At 63.1% G+C, this 15,629-nt stretch carries 15 protein-coding genes; 8 read left to right on the top strand and 7 right to left on the bottom strand.

Annotated elements, in window-relative coordinates; genetic code table 11:
* Positions 1-122: 122 nt before the first annotated feature.
* The 4 genes from B0E50_RS14005 to B0E50_RS13990 form a co-directional block, all read right to left on the bottom strand.
* Positions 123-350, bottom strand: coding sequence for an RNA-binding S4 domain-containing protein (locus tag B0E50_RS14005; RefSeq protein WP_077441902.1), 228 nt, complete (start codon positions 348-350; stop codon positions 123-125).
* A gap of 31 nt (positions 351-381) precedes the next feature.
* Positions 382-825: a barstar family protein gene (locus B0E50_RS14000; RefSeq protein WP_077441901.1), complete on the bottom strand. Its 444-nt coding sequence runs from the start codon at positions 823-825 to the stop codon at positions 382-384.
* Positions 822-1,235 carry a ribonuclease domain-containing protein gene (locus B0E50_RS13995; protein WP_077441900.1) on the bottom strand — a complete coding sequence of 138 codons (414 nt, stop codon included), beginning with the start codon at positions 1,233-1,235 and terminating at the stop codon, positions 822-824. Before B0E50_RS13995 ends, B0E50_RS14000 begins: the two co-directional genes overlap by 4 nt.
* A 98-nt stretch (positions 1,236-1,333) precedes the next feature.
* Complete coding sequence (locus tag B0E50_RS13990) at positions 1,334-2,173, bottom strand: DUF72 domain-containing protein (RefSeq protein ID WP_077441899.1); 840 nt, start codon at positions 2,171-2,173, stop codon at positions 1,334-1,336.
* Between the two features lie 179 nt (positions 2,174-2,352).
* Here B0E50_RS13990 and B0E50_RS13985 point away from each other — a divergent pair, with 179 nt between their 5' ends.
* The 4 genes from B0E50_RS13985 to B0E50_RS13970 all read left to right on the top strand — a co-directional run bounded on the left by B0E50_RS13985 (position 2,353) and on the right by B0E50_RS13970 (position 7,352).
* Positions 2,353-4,044: a serine hydrolase gene (locus B0E50_RS13985; protein ID WP_077441898.1), complete on the top strand. Its 1,692-nt coding sequence runs from the start codon at positions 2,353-2,355 to the stop codon at positions 4,042-4,044.
* A 95-nt stretch (positions 4,045-4,139) separates the two neighbouring features.
* Positions 4,140-4,877 carry a nuclear transport factor 2 family protein gene (locus B0E50_RS13980; protein WP_168170885.1) on the top strand — a complete coding sequence of 246 codons (738 nt, stop codon included), beginning with the start codon at positions 4,140-4,142 and terminating at the stop codon, positions 4,875-4,877.
* 79 nt (positions 4,878-4,956) lie between these two features.
* Positions 4,957-6,612: an alpha/beta hydrolase-fold protein gene (locus tag B0E50_RS13975; RefSeq protein WP_077441896.1), complete on the top strand. Its 1,656-nt coding sequence runs from the start codon at positions 4,957-4,959 to the stop codon at positions 6,610-6,612.
* A gap of 275 nt (positions 6,613-6,887) precedes the next feature.
* Positions 6,888-7,352, top strand: coding sequence for a DUF3761 domain-containing protein (locus B0E50_RS13970; RefSeq protein WP_077441895.1), 465 nt, complete (start codon positions 6,888-6,890; stop codon positions 7,350-7,352).
* Positions 7,353-7,412: 60 nt separating this feature from the next.
* Here B0E50_RS13970 and B0E50_RS13965 read toward each other — a convergent pair whose 3' ends face one another.
* The 3 genes from B0E50_RS13965 to B0E50_RS13955 all read right to left on the bottom strand — a co-directional run bounded on the left by B0E50_RS13965 (position 7,413) and on the right by B0E50_RS13955 (position 10,963).
* Entirely contained in the window at positions 7,413-7,841 is a 429-nt protein-coding gene (locus B0E50_RS13965; protein WP_077441894.1) for a VOC family protein, read from the bottom strand.
* A gap of 120 nt (positions 7,842-7,961) precedes the next feature.
* On the bottom strand, positions 7,962-10,361 hold the full coding sequence (locus tag B0E50_RS13960) for a DUF3772 domain-containing protein (RefSeq protein WP_077441893.1): 2,400 nt from the start codon (positions 10,359-10,361) through the stop codon (positions 7,962-7,964).
* Between the two features lie 116 nt (positions 10,362-10,477).
* Positions 10,478-10,963 (bottom strand): GFA family protein, encoded by a 486-nt coding sequence (locus B0E50_RS13955; protein WP_077441892.1) that lies wholly within the window; start codon positions 10,961-10,963, stop codon positions 10,478-10,480.
* 94 nt (positions 10,964-11,057) lie between these two features.
* On the opposite strand from B0E50_RS13955, the gene B0E50_RS13950 reads away from it, so the two are divergent.
* The 4 genes from B0E50_RS13950 to B0E50_RS13935 all read left to right on the top strand — a co-directional run bounded on the left by B0E50_RS13950 (position 11,058) and on the right by B0E50_RS13935 (position 15,563).
* Positions 11,058-12,896: an ABC transporter ATP-binding protein gene (locus B0E50_RS13950; RefSeq protein WP_168170890.1), complete on the top strand. Its 1,839-nt coding sequence runs from the start codon at positions 11,058-11,060 to the stop codon at positions 12,894-12,896.
* A 75-nt stretch (positions 12,897-12,971) separates the two neighbouring features.
* The gene (locus tag B0E50_RS13945; protein WP_139350876.1) at positions 12,972-13,433 is read left to right on the top strand and encodes a GNAT family N-acetyltransferase; all 462 of its coding nucleotides are present in this window, start codon (positions 12,972-12,974) and stop codon (positions 13,431-13,433) included.
* Between the two features lie 62 nt (positions 13,434-13,495).
* A complete protein-coding gene (gene murJ, locus B0E50_RS13940) occupies positions 13,496-15,076 on the top strand; it encodes a murein biosynthesis integral membrane protein MurJ (protein WP_168170884.1) in 1,581 nt (526 codons plus the stop codon).
* A gap of 304 nt (positions 15,077-15,380) precedes the next feature.
* Positions 15,381-15,563 (top strand): hypothetical protein, encoded by a 183-nt coding sequence (locus B0E50_RS13935; RefSeq protein ID WP_077441890.1) that lies wholly within the window; start codon positions 15,381-15,383, stop codon positions 15,561-15,563.
* Positions 15,564-15,629 lie beyond the last annotated feature (66 nt).

The following is a 15,629-nucleotide window of genomic DNA, read 5'->3' as shown; positions in this document are numbered from 1 at the left end:
AAAAGCTCCACAACAGCGAAGCTGGTCAATCCAGTGCCGTTGGGTTGCAAAGACGTGGAGTCACGGGATCTCGGCTTTCGCCGGGATGACGAGCATGGGGGCACGGTTATTCGAAGTTCCCTTCAGGCCTCGGGATCGGCCAGTACGTGGATTTCCACGTCGTCGATGGTGGTGACCTGGCCTGCGTGGATCTTGCAGGTCTTGCGCAGTTCGGTGACGCCATCGACCTTGACCGCACCGGTGGCGACGATGGCCTTGCCGGCACCGCCGCTGTCGCACAGGCCGACCAGCTTAAGCAGCATGTTGAGCTCGACGTAGTCGCCTTCCAATTCGAATTCGATGGTTTGCATGATGTTCCGGGGTAGCTGGGATGACCTGGTTTCAGGAGGCGGCGTGGCTGCTGTCGAGCGCGTCGTCGGGGAGCGCGAGAAACGCGAACCACGGTGTCTCGTGCTCGCTGCCGAATGTCGCAGCATCGTCGAGGATGCCCAGCAGGGTGTCGTAGTCGGCCTCGGCGGCCCGGCGCAGTTCGTCGACATGATCGAACAGCAGCACGTGGCCCCACGCCGGTACCCGGTGCGGATCGCGCAGGCAGTCGGCCAGTGCGTCCCAGTTTTGGCCGAAGGTGGCTGGCAATTGCAGTGATACGGCGAGGCGGCGCAGCAGCGCGTCCTTGTCGCGGCAGCCAGCCAGATCCGTGCGACTGACATGCAGCTCGTCGCGAAGCGCGGTCCTGGCCAGACGATCGAGATCGCCGTCACCAACGAAATACACGCCGCTCTGGGTCGGCCGGGTCAGGTCCGGATCGAGGCCGTGTGCGCTCACGGGCTGACCTTGAAACTGCGGAAGCTGCGGTAGTGGTCGTCGGTGTAGTAGTAGATGTCGGGTGGCGTGCCACCGGTGATGATGCGCCGTGCGCCGCGATTGCCCGCGCCGGGCGTTTCCACTGTGTATTCGTGGTAATAGCCACGCGGCTGCTCCGGCAACAGGTGTTCGTAGTTGCCGAATACCACACCGTCCTGGCTGTGCGGGAAAGGTCCGCCATGGGCGATCAGAGCCAGCGTGTCGCGTGCTTCCGGCGGCAGGTATGCCGGCAGCGTGGACGCTGTACCGTTGTCAGCCGGCGAGGTCGCGACAGAATTGGTCGGCCCGATCTGCGATGGCACATGCCGGTGCCACCACATCATGACGAGCACCAGCACGGCAAGCAGGATCAGATGGGGAAGTCGGCGCATGCGAGTGGCTGGCGTGAGGATGCAGGGAAGAGCTTAGTGCAGGCCATGCCTACTGATAAGCCCGGAAGTGACAACATGCAGCGAGCGGTTTGTTGAATTCAGTGATTGCCGTCGATGCGCGACTGCAGTGCCATCGCTGCAGCCGGGTTGCGATGCTTGGCGCTGCTGATGAAGAACACGAACACGTCGCGCGGTCGGCTTGCCGGTTGCAGTGTGGCTGCATGCGACAGCTCGCCGATATCGCTGCCTGCGGCCCAGGTGCGCGCGTGTTCGGCCCAATGATCCAACGCCTCCGATGCGTAGCCGGTGGAGATCCCGTCGGCGCTGCACATCAATCTTGCATAGGTGAAATCGCCGGTGAGGTCGGCCAGCGAGGGATAGTCAGGTGAGTCGGTGAAGACGGTCGGCACCGCATGGTTGCGCGCCAGTGCCACGTAGCGCTCGTTCATGAAGCTGGGGTGGCGCACCTCAAGCACATGCCGCAGTGGCTGGCCGTTCAACTCGCGTGGCAGCGCGCCCAGGAACGCCGCCAGATCGTCGGCATCGAATGGGCGTGATGGTGGTAGCTGCCACAGGATCGGTCCCAGCCGGTCGCCCATCTCAGCCAGACCACCATGCACGAAGCTGCCGATGCCCTTGCCGGTCTCGGCCAGTCGCTTGCCTTCAGTGACATAGCGCGGCGCCTTCAGCGAGAACACAAAGCCACTCGGAGTCTCCGCGGCCCACTTCGCGTAGGTCGCTGCCTTCTGCGCGCCGTAATAGGTGCCATTGATCTCGATCGTGCGCAGCTGGCGGCTGGCGTATTCCAGCTCGCGCCGTTGCACCAGTCCGGCCGGGTAGAAGTTGTTGCGCCACGGCGCGTAGTTCCAGCCACCGATGCCGACGCGGATGTGCTGGCAGTCAGTAGACGGCGGGCTGGCAAACAGGTCGGCGGACATCGGATGGGTCGTGCGTGACGTGGAGACCACATCTTAGCCGGCTGCAGGCCAGTGACGGATGGAAGGAGTGGCGTGGCCGACAGGTTGCATGATCGTACGATCGTGTGTGACTTCCAGCGCTGGTATCCCGCGCAATTTGTCGCGATAGTGGCGCGGTTGCCCTATCAGCGGAGCCTTCGATGTCCCAGCGATTCCTTTCCCTGCGCCTGGCGGGTTGTTGCGCACTGCTCGTGCTTGCCGGCAGTGCGGGGGCGCAGGCGCCAGCGACGAAACCTGCTGCATTGCCGGTCAGCACGCACGACATCGTGCAACCGATGTTGCCGGCGCAGCTGCAGGATTTCGGCGCCTACGTCGACAGCGCGCGCAAGACCTTCGACGTGCCGGGCATCGCGGTGGCGATCGTCAAGGACGGCAAGGTGGTGATGGAGCAGGGCTTCGGCCTGCGCGAGATCGGCAAGTCGGAGCCGGTCGATGCGCACACGCTGTTCGCGATCGCCTCCAATACCAAGGCGTTCACCGCTGCGTCGCTGCAGCAGCTGGCCGAGCAGGACAAGCTGAAGATGGACGACCGGGTGATCGATCACCTGCCGTGGTTCCGCATGTCCGATCCGTACGTCACGCACGAAATGCGCATCCGCGACCTGCTGGCGCATCGCAGCGGTCTCTCGCTCGGTGCAGGCGATCTGCTGTACTGGCCGCCGACGTCCTATACGACGAAGGAAGTGGTCGAACGGCTGCGCAATGTGCCGATCAAGAACGGTTTCCGCAGCGGCTACGCCTACGACAACATCCTGTTCGCGGTGGCCACGCTGGTGATCGAACAGGCCTCCGGCCAGAGCTATGCAGACTACGTGCGCGAGCACATCTTCAAGCCGGTCGGCATGGATGAATCGCTGATCGACAAGACCTACCTCAAACCCGGCATGGACGTGGCGATCGGTCATGCCAAGGCCAACTTCAAGGATCTCGAACCGGTGCCGCCGATGGCCTGGCTCAACGATCCCGGCGCTGGTGGTATCTATGCCAGCGTGCATGACCTGGCCAAATGGATGAACGTGCAGTTGGCCGGTGGCGTGTTGCCGACCAAGGGTGCGGATGGCAAGCCGGTACGGCTGTTCTCCGAGGATAGCCAGCAGCAGATGTGGTCGATGCTGACCCCGATCACCATCGGCAAGCCACCGATCCCGGAGCTGGTGCCGCTGGTGCCACACTTCTACGGTTACGGCGAAAGCTGGTTCCTGTCCGACTACCGCGGCCAGCGGCTGGTCTGGCACACCGGCGGCTGGCCGGGCATGGTCTCGCGCGTGACGCTGGTGCCGGAACTGCATCTGGGCGTGGTGGTGCTGACCAACCAGGAGTCCGGAGCCGCGTTCAATGCGGTGACTTATCGCGTGCTCGACGCCTATCTGAATCCGGACCAGAAGACGGCGGCTCCATTGACGGATTGGGTGGCGGTGTACGGCAAGGCGGTGAAGCAAAGCGAAGCCAAGGCCGACGACAGTCTGGCCAAGCATGAGGCCGCTCGCGACAAGAACAGCAAACCGTCGCTGCCGTTGGCGCAATACGCTGGTATTTATCGCGATCCGTGGTACGGCGACGTCATCATCAGCCACGAGAACGGCAAGTTGCGCCTGCGCTTCTCGAAGACCGCGCAGCTGATCGGCACGATGACGCCGTGGCAGCACGACACTTTCACCGTGCATTGGGACGATCGTGCGCTCAACGCCGATGCATTCGTCAACTTCAGCATGGATGTGGACGGTCATGTTCGCGAGATTCGCATGCAGCCGATCTCGCCGTTAACCGATTTCAGTTTCGACTTCCAGGACTTGCGGCTGACGCCGGTCAAGTCGGCTGCCGAAAAAGAGTGAGCGATGGTGGAGCTGTCGTTGCCAGCGCAGTGGCGACTTGCCGCTGCGTGCTGTCCGATATCGCGATTTCATCAATTATGCCAAGGGGATTGATCATGTCGAGGTGGCGTTGTGTGGTCTCGAAAATCACCGTGCTGGCCCTGCTCGCAGGATGCTTGCCTGCCTTTGCCGCGGAGGATGTTGCCGCATTGATCAAGCGGCAATCGCAGGAATTCTCCGATGCGTCGGCGATCGGCAATGCTGCCGTGTTCGATCGATATCTCGATGATCGGGTGACCTTCATGAACGAGGATGGCAGCGTGTCATCGAAGCACGACATTCTGACCAGCGCTGGACCGCCCCCGAAAGGCATGTCCAATCATCTGGTGCAAACCGACTTCAATGTCGAGGTCTACGGCACGGTGGCGGTAACCCGCTTCACCGACCAGTCCACGGTGACCATGGCCGGGCAGGTATCGCATGCGAACTACCGCTCGACCGAGGTGTGGCTGAAAGAGGCCGCCGGCTGGCGCATGATCTCGAGCCAGACCATCGCAGTGCCGCAGGACCCGCCCGCCATCGCGCTGCCGGTGGCGGTGCTGGACGAATACGTAGGTACGTACAAGGCCGGCCCGGATGTCACCCTGGTGATCAGTCGACAGGGCAACGAACTCGCCGACGCGTTGAATGGCGGCAAGCCGCGCATCATGAAGGCGGAGGCGCGGGATGTGTTGTTCACGCCGGGGCAGCCGCGGTTGCGCAAGATCGTGCAGCGCGACGCCAACGGCAGGGTGGTCGGGATCATCAGCCGGCGCGACGGCCACGATGCGCTGGTGTTGAAGCGGACAAGTTGAGCTGTTTGTGCCATGGCGTGCGTGTGGCATCGGCCGCGACGCGGTCATTTCGAATATTCGGTTACCAGGGGAATTCTTGATGAACTACCACCGTCACGCTGTTGCAGGCCTGCTGTGTCTTGGTCTGCTGTCCGGCGTTGCCTTCGCGCGGCAGGACACCCCCGCCGTTCCCACCCATCGCTTCTTTCATGTGCAGCTCGGTGCGGCTTCGGCACAGCCGACCTCGGGCCGCTTGCTCTTGTTCGCGATCGATGCGAAGACCGCAGAGGCTGAAGCGAAGGCTGAATCCGGCGGCAAGAGCAGCGTGGTCGACGAGGTGGATGCCAACCCGTTCCGTGCCACCGAAACCAGCGTGGCCGCGCGGGAGGTAAGCCATTGGACGCCAGGGCAGAGCATCGATCTCGATGCCGACCGTCTGGCGTTTCCGGCAGGTTATTCGCAGCTGCCGCCGGGCGATTACTACGTGCAGGCCGTGCTCGATGTCGACCACAGCTACAACTACACCGGGCGTGGTGCCGGCGACCTGGTCAGCGAGGTGATGAAAATCCAGCTGCCCACCGCCAGCATTCCGACCCTGACCCTGACCAGGGCGGTGCCGGCACGTGATCCATGGGCGCCATCGGCTTCGGCACCCGCGGCCATCCGTGAAGCACTGGCCGCGGCGCGCCGGCATGCGACCCTGCTGGATTTCGTCAGTCCGTCGTTGAGCGCCTTCTGGGGCCGGCCGATCCACATGCGCGGCTGGGTGCTGACGCCGCCGAGCTACGACGCCAAGGCCTCCGGGCGCTATCCCACGGTGTATTACACGCAGGGATTCGGTGGCAACAACGATCGCGTGATGGGGCCGTTGTCCAATGTCGATGCGGCGATGGCTAAGGGCGAGATGCCGCCGATGATCTGGGTGTTCCTCGACGAATCGAGCCCGACCGGTACCCATGAGTTCGCTGATTCGGTAAACAACGGCCCGTGGGGCCATGCGCTTACCGAGGAGCTGATTCCGCAACTGGAGTCGCATTACCGGATGGACGGTCGTCCGAATGGGCGTTTCCTCAATGGCCATTCTTCCGGTGGCTGGGCCACGCTGTGGTTGCAGACGCGTTATCCGAAAGTCTTCGGCGGTACCTGGTCGACTTCGCCCGATCCCGGCGACTTCCATGACTTCACCGGCATCGACCTGTATGCGCCAAACGCCAATGCATACCACCGGCCGGATGGCTCGGCTTACCCGCTGGTGCGCGATCACGCCAAGGTGCTCGGCACGTTCGAGCAGTTTGCAAAACTTGAGCGCGTGCTGGGTTCCTACGGCGGCCAGCTGGCCTCGTTCGACTGGGTGTTTTCGCCGCGTGGCCAGGACGGCCAGCCCGAGCCGATGTTCGACCGCGACACCGGCGCCGTCGATCCCGCGGTGGTTGCCTATTGGCGTGATCACTACGACATCGCATACCGCCTGCAGCAGCAGTGGCCGCAGCTCAAGGCCGATCTGGATGGCAAGATCCACTTGTATGTAGGCACCGCCGATACGTTCTATCTGGACGGTGCCGCGCACAGGCTGCAGGCCGTGCTGGATGGCCTGCATGCGAAATCCGAGTTCCACTTCCTGCCCGATCGCACGCATTTCGATCTCTACGTGCAGGGCAAGGATCGCCAGGGCATGCTCAAGCAGATCAGCTGGGAGATGTACGCCATTGCGCGACCGGATTCGAAGTTGAAGGCACCAGCGATAGCGGCCCCCTGAGCGCTGGCAGGCGACTGTTTCGCAAATTCATGCGATATCGCCGTCTGACAAATAAACGCTGGATGCCGGTTCTGACTTGTCGTCACAATTTTGCGGCATAGTCTTGGAGCAGGCATCGCCGTTGCGGATGTCTGGGTGTCGTCGCAGGCAGTCGCATCCCGCTTCATGCGGAAGGCAACAGGCATGGGACCGACAAGACGGGAGGGGCGATTCATTACAAGCAGATCGTGATTGCCCGTTCCGTTATGCGAATTCACGTTGGAGGGAGTCCGAAGATGAAATCGTCAGCTTTGTTTGCCGTGGCACTGGCCTGCCTGTTTGCCGGTTCCGCCGTTTATGCCCAGCAGGCTTCCGCGCCCGCTGGTTCCACCGGCCAGTGCAAGGACGGCAGCTATTCCAGTCAGGCCAGCAAGAAAGGTGCGTGCAAGGGTCACAAGGGTGTGAAGGAGTGGTACGCCGCCGCCGGCGCAGCACCAGCCGCCGCTGCGGCTCCGGCCGCCGCAGCCGCCCCGGCTTCGAACACCGCGATGAAGTCGTCCCATGCGATGCCGGCGCCGGCAGCCACGCCTGCCGCGGGTGGTGGTCCGGGCCAGGTGTGGGTCAATACCGGTAGCAAGAGCAAGGCGTATCACTGCCAGGGCAGCAAGTGGTACGGCACCACCAAGGAGGGCAAGTACATGAGCGCCTCGGACGCGGCGGCAGCGGGTTATCACGCAGCCAAAGGTGAGAAGTGCTCGTAACCGAGGGCTTCGATCGCTAGATACCAGCAACGGGCCGGTTCACACCGGCCCGTTTTTTCTTCACGATGCATGCCATGGATCGTAGCTGCCGAAGGACCACAAGTGGCCCTCCGGATCGCGGCAGCTGTAGCCGGCGCCGCCATAATCCTTCTCGGCGTAGTCGTCGACGATCACCGCGCCGGCCTCTTTGGCCTGCAGATAGTGCGACTTGCAGTTGGCGACGACCACATAAGGACATTGCGTTTCGCGGCCACCGATTTCTTCGGGCTGCGCCATGCGCCGACCAAATTCATTGTCGCGCACGTCACCGAGCATGATCATGCCGCTGCCGTAAGAGAGTTGGGCGTGCTCGACGCTGCCCTGGTCGTTCTCGTATACGGCATGCCTTTCGAAACCGAAGGCCTTGCACAGCCAGTCGATCGCGGCGTGGGCGTTGCGGTAGCGCAGGCCGGGGATGATCGTGCTGCCAGTTGTTGCGGATGTGGGCATGACGGTGACTCCGGTGGCGGGAACCGGACATCAGGCTAGCGCCGTGGCAGGTTGCCGTCATGTGAAGCTGTCCGGTCAGTCACCGATCATCAGTCGCTACATCATCAATGCAAACCGCGCTCAATCCTTGTCGTCATTGCTCTCGGCAATCGGTGGCAGGTTGCGCACCACCATGCTCTGCGGGCTTGTCATCGGCAGCTTGGCGTCGCGCAGGCGTTCGAGTGTCTCGAACAGCAGGTCGCTTTTCACGCTGCTGACATCGCGTGGGCTGTTGACGTAGGCCGTACAGCTGAACAGCATCGAGCCCCCGTCAAGGTTGTCCAGCTGCACGCTCGGTGCCGGCATGCCGAGCGTGCCGGGGTGCGCGCGCAACACCTCCAGGATCAGTTCACGCGCCTTGCTGGCGTCGGTATCCAGCGGCATCGGCAACTTGATCTGCACGCGGCCCTGCGCATTGGCCAGGGTCACGTTGCGCACGTTCGAGGTGATGAACTGCGAGTTCGGCACGATCATGGTCGAGCGGTCGCTCATCTGGATCTCGGTGGCACGCACATTGATGCGGCGGATATCGCCCTCGACGCCGCCGATGCTGACCCAGTCACCCACTTTCACCGGGCGCTCGGCCAGCAGGATCAGGCCGGAGATGAAGTTCTGCACAATCGCCTGCAAGCCGAAGCCGATGCCGACCGACAGCGCGCTGGCCATCCACGCGATGCTTTGCAGGTCCACGCCGAGGCCGGCCAGCGCCAGCCCGAACACCAGCACGCCACCCACATAGCCGAGCAGGGTAACCATCGAGTTCTGCATGCCGGGATCGAGCGAGGTCTTCGGCAACAGTTGTTCGCTCAGCCAGCGCTTGATCACGCGCAGCACGATCATGCCGAGCGCGAACAGCAGTACGGCATCGAAGATGTCGCCGGGCACGATCTTGAGCTTGCCCAGCGAAGCACCCGACAGCAGGCTGCCCACGCGGCCGGCCAGTTCCTGCGGGCCGGCGCCGAAGGGTGCCAGCACAAACGCCACGGCCAGGATCAGCAGGATCGCGCGGGTGAGGCCGGACAACAGCGTGCCGGTCTGTTCCAGTGCACTGACGGGCAGCCCGAAACTGCTCTGCATGCGCTTGCCGGTGCGTCCCTTGGGCGCGAATACCGTGTCGAAGATGTCGTCGACCAGGTGCATCAGCAGGTACAGCGAGGTGAGGATCACGCCGACCCACAGCATCTGCCGGGCGATGAAGAACGCGAACGCGATGTAGCCCGTGGCTACGCCGAGCAGGGTGATGCCGACGCCGACAAAGGCTGCCGCCACGACCAGGCCCACCCATAGTGGCCGTCGCTCGGGCAATTCGCCGGAGGCCAATATGGCGCGGCGTGACTGGCCCAGGCGAATCAGCGCGCTGCCAACCAGCAACCCGATCAGTACGGTGAGCAGCCCGCGTGTCGTCACCGTGGTCGCGAGACTGGCGCCGATCGCGTTGTTGATGCTCTCGCTGACGCCAAGCAGGAGTGCCGCAGCACCCAGCAGCCAGGGAAACGAGCGCAATCGGTGCGCTGCTTCATCGGACAGGGCCGGAAGGCGCCAGGACGGGCGCTTGTTGGACAGCATGGCGCGGCCGAGGCCGGCCATGAAGGCAGCGAACGTGACGAGCCGCGCCATCTTGCGCGCCAGGTCGTCCAGATCTTCATCCAGCAGGTCGTTCCAGTTCAGCGCGAGATAGGCGAAGTGCGCAGCCAATCCGATCGCCAGCGTGGAGGCCAGCGTCACCGCCACCGCCAGCGCACTGCGCCGCAGCCGGCCTGCAGGCATGCGGTTCGTCGTCACGTTCACCACTGCACGTTCGATCAGCCAGCGCCCGACGCTGAGCAACAGCACAGCGATGATCAGACACAGCACGAACGGCACGCGGTTGGGCGGTTGCCAGGCCTGTCCAATGACTGCCATGACCTCGTTGCCCAGCCGCGTGACACGCGCTGCGTCATCGGGAAATGCCTTGATCGGGTCGATCCAGAATGCACGGCTGAAGGGTGTGGCCGTGCGTGAGGCAAGCTGGGCCTGGAACTGGTCCGCCCGCAATTCGGCGACGTGTGCGGCCAGCTGGGCGGCTTCGGTACTCAGCGAATTGGCCTGCTTGACCTGGCTGTCCAGATCATTCTTGGCCTTGCCCAATTGTCGGCGTTGCGCGCCGAGTTCGGCCGATTCGGGCGGCGCCCCCTTGGCCGGTGGTGGACCGAGCACGTCCAGTCGGGCCTGCAGACTGGCGGATTGTGGCGACAGGGTGGAGCCCAGTTGGTCTGCCTGCTGTTGCACGGCAAGCGCGCTGGCGCGCAGGTCGCTCAGCGGGACATCATGCTTCGCGGCATCCACCGTGGCCTTGATGCTGTCCAGCTGGGAGCGCAGCTGGGTCAGTGTTTGCGCCGGGGTGGGTGCCGGCGTCGTGGCGCTGGGTGCATCCTGCGCCGGCAGGTTGCTGCTGGACACCGCCAGCAGCAGGATCAGGAGGTAGCGGGACAAGGTAGGCATCCGTGGATGATCAAGGCCTGATCCGGACGGGTCAATCGAAATGACTGCCGAAGCGTTCAGGCTTTCGCATGATGTTCAGGCTGGACGGTGCCTCGCTCCAGGTCAGCGCGAAAGACTCAGCGTGGATGACGGGCCAGCAGGGCTTCACGCCGCGCAAGACTCGCTTCAGGCCAGTACAGGTTGCGGTCGTAGTACTCGTCCACGGCAGGCGTGCCCGGTGGAAGCACCACCCAGGGTTGCCGGGTCGACGTGAAGATGTGGATGTCCGGAGGCAGTTGGTCGTGTTCCCTCAAGGTGCCCACGCGCACGAACGCCACGGCCTTGCCCGCGCCCGCGTAGTGGCTCCACAACGCGACGTGACATTGCGGGCAGCGTGCGATCAGCTGTCCCTTGCCACTTTGGGATGGTGTATCCACCAGCATCGGTTCTCCCTGCAGCAGTTGCAACCGATCCGCTTCGATCATCGCGTTGAGCGCGAAAGAGGCTCCGGATTCACGCTGGCACCAGGTGCAATGGCAGCAATGCACGAACAGCGGTGCGCTGTTCAGGCGGAAGCGGATGGCACCGCAGGTGCAGGCGCCTTCGAACGTTTCGATCGACATGCTTGCATCCTGTCATGCGTGGCGCCATATGGTCACACCGGGCATGGTGCGCTTCAAGCACAATGCCCGTCCACGCCAAGCCGGACTGCCCATGATCTTCCGCTGGTTCGAATCCCTGATCGACCCGTTCAAGGAACCGGTCGACGACATGCCGCCCTCGTCAGTAGGGCGCTTCTACCTGTTTTACCTGCGCCAGGTATGGCCGGTGTTCGCCGCGACGATCGTGGTCGGCTTCGGCGTGGCGGTAGTGGAGGTGTCGCTGTTCGGTTTCATCGGGCGCATCGTCGACATGACGAAAGGCACGCCGGCGGACTTCTTCCAGCAGCATGGCCGCAGCCTGGTCTGGATGGCCGTAGTTGCGCTGGTGGCACGGCCCATCCTCGGCAGCCTGCATGATCTGCTGGTGAACCAGGCGATCATGCCAAGCCTGACCAACCGCATCCGCTGGCAGAACCATCGCTACGTGATTCGGCAGAGCCTGGGCTTTTTCCAGAACGACTACGCCGGGCGGATCGCCAACCGCATCATGCAGACCGGCGGTTCGCTGCGTGAATCGGCAGTGCAGATCGTGGATGCGCTGTGGTACGTGATCATCTACACCGGCAGCGCAGTCACGCTGTTCGCACAGGCTGACGTATGGCTGGCTGTACCGCTGGTTAGCTGGGTATTCGTCTACGTTGGCTTGCTCGCCTTCTTCATTCCACGGGTCAAGGAGCGCTCCTGGAAGGCATCGGAGGCGAAGTCGAAACTGATGGGCCGCATCGTCGATGGCTACAGCAATGTACTCACCCTGAAGCTTTTTGCGCACACGCGTCGCGAGGAAGCCTATGTGGCCGATGCGATGGCCGAGCAGACCGGCAAGCTGCGCCGGATGACGCGTACCACCACCTTGATGGATGCCAGCATCACCACGCTCAACGGCTTCCTGATCGTTGGCACCTCGGCACTGGCGATCTGGTTGTGGAGCCAGGGCAAGGTGACCGTGGGTGCGATTGCGCTGTCGACCGGCCTGGTGATCCGCATCAACAACATGTCGGGCTGGATCATGTGGGTGGTCAACGGCATCTTCGAGAACGTCGGTACCGTGCAGGACGGCATCACCACGATCTCGCAGCCGCGTATGGTGCAGGATCGCGAAGGCGCGATGCCGCTGGAGGTGACCAACGGCGGGGTGCGTTTCGAGGACATCCACTTCCACTATGGCAAACAGGGCGGAGTGATCGCCGGGCTCGACCTGACTGTGCGTTCCGGCGAAAAGATCGGCGTGGTCGGGCCATCAGGCGCCGGCAAGTCCACCCTGGTCAACGTGCTGCTCCGGTTGTACGACCTCGAAGGCGGTCGCATCCTGATCGACGGCCAGGACGTGGCGCAAGTCACGCAGGAAAGCCTGCGCTCGCAGATCGGGGTGGTCACCCAGGACACTTCGCTGCTGCATCGCTCGATCCGCGACAACCTGTTGTATGGGCGCCCGGACGCTGGCGAAGCGCAGATCCTCGACGCCGTGCGCAAGGCGCGCGCGGACGAATTCATCCCGCAACTGGTCGACGGCGAAGGCCGCATCGGTTACGAGGCGCTGGTGGGCGAGCGTGGCGTGAAACTCAGTGGCGGCCAGCGCCAGCGCATAGCCATCGCCCGTGTATTGCTGAAGGACGCACCGATCCTGGTGCTCGACGAAGCCACCTCGGCGCTCGATTCGGAAGCCGAGGCGGCGATCCAGGACAGCCTCGACATCCTGATGCAGGGCAAGACGGTGATCGCGATCGCCCACCGGCTGTCCACCATCGCGCGGATGGATCGGCTGGTGGTGCTGGACAAGGGGCAGGTCGTGGAAACCGGCACTCATGCGGAACTGATCGCGCACGAGGGACTGTATGCGCGGCTGTGGCGGCGGCAGACCGGTGGGTTTGTGGCGGCGGAGGATGCCGTGGCATGAACGTGCTGCATCATGACTCCGCTTGATGTATCGAATTGCTGCTATCCGCCAGCCAGGGGAATCAAGGGTATCCGCGTGAATCAGAAGATCGTGATACGGCCAGTGGAAAAAGGAGATTTTCCGGCCTGGAAGGTGCTCTGGGATGGCTACAACGCCTTTTATGGTCGGAGCGGACCGACCGCATTGCCGACCGAGATCACGCAGACGACGTGGTCGCGCTTCTTCGATGTCTACGAGCCCATGCACGCGCTGGTCGCCGAAAATGCAGGGGTGATGCTTGGCCTGGCGCACTTCCTTTATCACCGCAGCACGATCCAGCTGGGCCCGAGCTGCTACATGCAGGACCTGTTCACCATTGAGGCAGCCAGGGGCAAGGGAGTGGGCCGTGCGCTGATCGAAGATGTCTACCGGCGGGCCGGCGATGCGGGCTGCCAGCGCGTCTACTGGCAAACCCATGAGACGAATGCCGTTGCGATGCGGCTCTACGACCAGGTTGCCGAGAAGTCCGGCTTCATTGTCTACCGCAAGCTGCTGTAGATGGACGTAGAGGCATCACTCGCGTAAATGATAGGCTCGGCGTTTTGAGCGGGCGTGTGAGCATGGCGAAGGAGGCTGGTCGAAAGCACGCCGTACTGGTCGGGGCGGGCATCCTCTGCAGCCGAATCTTCGGCCTGGTACGCCAGCGGGTTTTCTCGCACTACTTCGGCCTGTCCGATGCCGCCGACATCTTCAGCTCGGCACTGCGCGTGCCCAACTTCCTGCAGAACCTGTTCGGCGAAGGCGTGCTCTCGGCATCCTTCATTCCGGTGTACGCCGGCCTGCTTGGCCAGGGCAAGCGCGAGGACGCCGGACGTCTGGCCGGGGCGATTGCTGCCATCCTGGCCCTGGTCATTTCCATCATCGTTGCCATTGGCGTCGTGGCGACGCCCTGGCTGCTGTGGCTGATCGCACCCGGTTACAGCGGCGAGAAGCGCGAGCTGACGATCCTGATCGTGCGGATCCTGTTTCCCGGCACCGGTGTCCTGGTCTGGTCGGCATGGTGCCTGGGCATCCTCAACAGCCACCATAAATTCTTCCTGTCCTACGTCGCGCCGGTGGTGTGGAACCTGTCGATGATCGTGACGTTGCTGGTCTTCAGGAACCTGCCGTCCGACAAGCTGATCGTCTATCTGGCCTGGGGCACGGTGCTGGGCTGTCTGCTGCAGTTTCTGGTTCAGTTGCCGTCGGTGCTGAAGCTGGTGCCCGACATGCGACTGCGCCTCGACCTGCGCAGCATTCATGTGCGGCAGGTCGTCGGCAGCTTCATGTCGGTGGCGGTGGGGCGCGGCGTGGTGCAGATCAGTGCCTTCGTGGATCAGGCGATCTCGACCCTGCTTGGCCGCGGCGCAATGGCGGCGATGACCACGGCGGCCTCGATCAACATGCTGCCGATCAGCCTGTTCGGCATGGCGGTATCGGCGGCGGAGCTGCCCACCCTGTCGCGGATGGCAGGGCAGGAGCTCGACGAAACCACGGCAGCGAGTCTTTCGGCGCGACTGGACAGCGGGCTGGAACGCATCGCGTTCTTCGTCGTGCCCTCGGCCGTGGCGTTCTTCGCCCTGGGCAACGTGATCGTGGCAGCGCTCTACCAGTCCGGCGAATTCACCAGCAAGGATTCCTACTACGTGTGGGCGATCCTTGCCGGTTCCGGCGTGGGCCTGCTCGCCTCGACATTCGGCCGCCTGTATTCGTCGAGCTATTACGCCATGCGGGACACGAAAACGCCGCTACGATTTGCGCTGGTGCGACTGGCCGTCACGGCGGTCCTTGGTCTCGCCAGTGCCTTGCTGCTGCCTTCGATGCTGGGGGTGCCGGCGCAGTGGGGTGCAGTGGGTCTTACCGCCTCGGCCGGCGTGGCCGGCTGGGTCGAGTTCTATTTGTTACGCCGGAAGATGAATATGAAGCTGGGACCAACCGGCGTGCCGGTGCAGATCATGTTCAAGCTCTGGTCCGCGGCGTGCCTGGCAGCTCTCGCGGCATGCGCAGTCGAGTATGTGGTGCCGAGCCATGGCCCGATACTGACGGCGGTTTATGTGCTTGGCATCTATGGTGTGGCTTATTTCGCAGTGACCTATCTGATGCGCATCAAGGAATGTGTGGAGCTGCTGGGCAAATTGCTACGTCGGGTGGGTAGCGGATAGCAGGTTTCGGTATGCGCTTTTCAGCGCAGGGCAGACTTGTCGGCACGAGACTGGATTGACGCCCATGGATGAATTGGCCCGGAGAAAACTCCGATGAGCTGCAAGATGTTTCTCTGGATTGGTCGTGGCGTCTTGCGACTTGTGCTCACTGTTCTGGGATGCGTATTGCTAGCCGCCATGGGTTATTTGATCATCACGGAAGTCATGTTGATGACTCCCTTTCATGCGCTTAATCCACATCCATAGCCGGCGGCTTTCATGCTGCAATGACCTGCAAGACGCTCATAACTTCAAGGGCTGAACCATGAGTACAAAAGCCACGGTCGATGGCGACCTCAACAAGAGCGTCAATTCCGAAGCCGCGACTGCACCGGCTGGTATGCATCGTCCGCCGCATTGCGTGCTGGATACCGAGGAAACAGCCTGTCTCGACGAAGTTCAGCATGAGGCTGCGCTGCGTGACTCAGTGCTGCGCGTACCTCGATAGGCTGTGGGCTGCCGTCTCTGACGGCTGCGCGTCATCCTGATCGCCGCGCGCCGCTAGCAGCGCACT

Origin of the sequence: Rhodanobacter sp. C01 (assembly GCF_002001045.1) — a bacterium.
Classification (GTDB): domain Bacteria; phylum Pseudomonadota; class Gammaproteobacteria; order Xanthomonadales; family Rhodanobacteraceae; genus Rhodanobacter.
The sequence above is the reverse complement of the archived record's forward strand: the minus strand, read 5'-3'. Positions and strand labels throughout refer to the sequence as shown.